The organism is Halomonas sp., assembly GCF_041689495.1.
In the GTDB taxonomy this organism is placed as follows: Bacteria; Pseudomonadota; Gammaproteobacteria; order Pseudomonadales; family Halomonadaceae; genus Halomonas.
In genome coordinates this window covers 1-2,351 of sequence record NZ_JBDNGD010000008.1, presented here as the reverse complement: position 1 = coordinate 2,351, position 2,351 = coordinate 1, and the positions used below count along the sequence as shown (strand labels likewise).

At 65.4% G+C, this 2,351-nt stretch carries 4 protein-coding genes and 1 pseudogene; all 5 read right to left on the bottom strand.

Features of this window, described 5'->3' with window-relative positions:
* On the bottom strand, positions 1-573 hold a 573-nt coding region (locus ACESMD_RS00240; protein WP_372609297.1), incomplete at its 3' end, for a sensor domain-containing diguanylate cyclase.
* A 148-nt stretch (positions 574-721) separates the two neighbouring features.
* Positions 722-1,078 (bottom strand): annotated as a pseudogene (locus ACESMD_RS00235) (histidine kinase); the annotation flags it as partial.
* The gene (locus tag ACESMD_RS00230; RefSeq protein WP_372609296.1) at positions 1,078-1,578 is read right to left on the bottom strand and encodes a hypothetical protein; all 501 of its coding nucleotides are present in this window, start codon (positions 1,576-1,578) and stop codon (positions 1,078-1,080) included. The gene ACESMD_RS00230 and the pseudogene ACESMD_RS00235, both read right to left, overlap by 1 nt.
* Positions 1,579-1,598: 20 nt before the next feature.
* On the bottom strand, positions 1,599-2,048 hold the full coding sequence (locus tag ACESMD_RS00225) for a biliverdin-producing heme oxygenase (RefSeq protein WP_372609295.1): 450 nt from the start codon (positions 2,046-2,048) through the stop codon (positions 1,599-1,601).
* Between the two features lie 5 nt (positions 2,049-2,053).
* Positions 2,054-2,191: a hypothetical protein gene (locus ACESMD_RS00220; RefSeq protein ID WP_372609294.1), complete on the bottom strand. Its 138-nt coding sequence runs from the start codon at positions 2,189-2,191 to the stop codon at positions 2,054-2,056.
* Positions 2,192-2,351 lie beyond the last annotated feature (160 nt).

Genomic DNA, 2,351 nt, shown 5'->3' with positions numbered 1-2,351 from the left:
GCCCAGGTCCATGGCTTCTACCCCCTGGCGGAGTCGCTCGGCCAGTTGCAGGCCGCTCTGCTGGTCGCTGTGGCTGGCCAGGACGAGGAATTCCTCGCCACCCCAGCGGCCCAGGGTGTCGCTGATGCGAAGGCTGGCCTGAATGGTTTTACAGAGCTCGATCAGTACCCGGTCACCGGCCTCATGGCCGTGGGTGTCGTTGAAGAGCTTGAAGTGGTCCACATCGAAGAGCAGCAGGGTACAGGGACTCCCATAGCGGTCGGCCGCATTGATCTCGGCATCGATGGCCAGTTCCATGCGATAGCGGTTCCAGGCGCCGGTCAGTCCGTCGCTGTAGGCCAGGCTCAAGCCCTTGACCTCTTCCTGCCACTGGGCGAAGGAGCGTCTCGGGGTCATGATCAGCCGGCCTTGGCGGACCATGGGTGTGTCCTCCGGCTTGCCGGCCCAGAGCCTGGTCTCGTGCTGCTCGGCACGGAACAGCATCAGCCATCCCGATTGCCGTGAGTCGGTCGGCAGCGGGACGGCGACAAGACCGCAGAGGGTATCGCCTTGCAGGGCCGAGCCGCTGGCCATGCTTGCTGGTCAGGAGGTCGCGGTTGTCATGGATGCTGCGCAGGAGACTGGCCTCGTGACGCGCCTCGATCAGCATCAGTCTCGACATGGCGATCTGTACCAGGGCGCGAACGGCATCGCGAGTCGCGATGGGCAGGGGGCGTGGCCTGAGACCGTGACAGGCCACCAGCCCCCAGAGCGTGTGCTCGTCGTGCATGGCCACGGACAACGAGCCCGCCACTCCCATGTTGGCCAGGTATTCCTGATGAATCGGCGAGACGGCCCGCAGCATGCCCCGGGAAAGATCCAGGGGAGCGGGGTCGCGAAGGTCTTCGGCGGGCACCAGGGGCACCGCCGGAGATACGGCATCCGGGATGCTGCGGACGCGGTTGATGTCATAGAGGGCCCTCACCTGGGCGGGAATATCGCTGGCCGGGAAATGATGGTCGAGGTAACCCTCAACCCCGGCTAGCCGGTGCTCGGCGATGACGCGACCATTCCACTCCTCGTCGAACCGATAGACCATCACCCGGTCAGCTGCTGTACGCGGCGTACCAGAGTCTGCAGCAGGGTATCGGAATCCTCGATCCAGCTGATCTCCAGCAGCAATTCGTTTACCTTGTCCAGCAGTTCCAGGCCATCGTCGGGATGCGTGGGCTCCAGCTCCACCACGATCCGTGAACCGCTGCGGTAGGCCACCAGATGGAAGGGCGCGGATTTAGCCCGAGGGCCGAGGCGGGAGATGATGGCGCTGGGCAGGCGGTCATGATGGGCCAGTTCACGACGCAGCCGCTCGACCAGTTCCCTGCCCAGGAGGTCCTCGGGCAGCCCGGCCAGGGCGTCGTCCACGCCGATCCCGATGACGGCCTCCAGGTTGGCGCTGACCTGGCGGACCTCCTGCAGGTCGGCGTCCAGGCTGATCAGGCAGCCCACCGGCTGAATGGCCCCGGGGCTATGCACGGGTTCACGGGCGCAGGCGTCCAGGGCGGCAGCGATAGCGGCTTGGCTGTAGGAATGGTCGGCCATGGGCAGGCTCCAGAGTCGGGTCAGTCGATCGGCGACACGTCCAGGATCAGTGGGGTATCGAGACGGTATCGGAAGCATCCGAAGGCCTGGCGGGCCGAGCGGATGGCCACCTCCGCCTCTCCCATCAGGCAATGCGTGACGGCAAAGTGACGAAACATCGGCCAGGCACGCTCGCCATCGGCGTTGTCGAAGAAGCTCCCGGGAATTTTGTCGCCCAGTAAGGCGCGTATCCTTTCGGCAATGACCCTGGCACCGAGGCGCGAGCCTTCCAGGACATACAGCAGGCCCACTAGTTCGGCGAGGGTCTCCGGTGACGCCGGCTGCCTGGCGGGCACCGCGGGTGGCGACGCGCCGAGACCCTCGAGATCCGCCTCCAGCCAGCCCAGCCTGGGTGCGAATGGATAGTCGATTGCCAGATCGCGGATACCCTTCGCGGCGAGTCCCTCCAGCACCTGCTGCGCCGGATGCAAGGCACTCAGTGCCTCGGCATAGTGGTCGAGATCGAGCCCGGGCGAACCAGGCTGACCAGGATGGGGTGGGCGTCCAGGGCATGATGGTCGGCGCGGGTCTGGCGTCGTAGGCTATCGAGAAGTGGCGGACGGGGATCGCTCACGCGGATGGTTTCCTCGAATGGTGTCGGGTCTCGCCGGCCAGCTGGCCGCTCTCAGCATGGCGTGTCGTGCCGGCCACGGGAAGAGGCTGTCAGTATGGCAGACTATCTTCTACCATCCGTCACTGGATGTGGACAGGCATCAAGACGACAATGGACTGTT

Bases quoted from the DNA above. Each gene is read 5' to 3' on its own strand.
- ACESMD_RS00230 (WP_372609296.1), bottom strand. From the start codon at position 1,578: ATGGCCGACCATTCCTACAGCCAAGCCGCTATCGCTGCCGCCCTGGAC.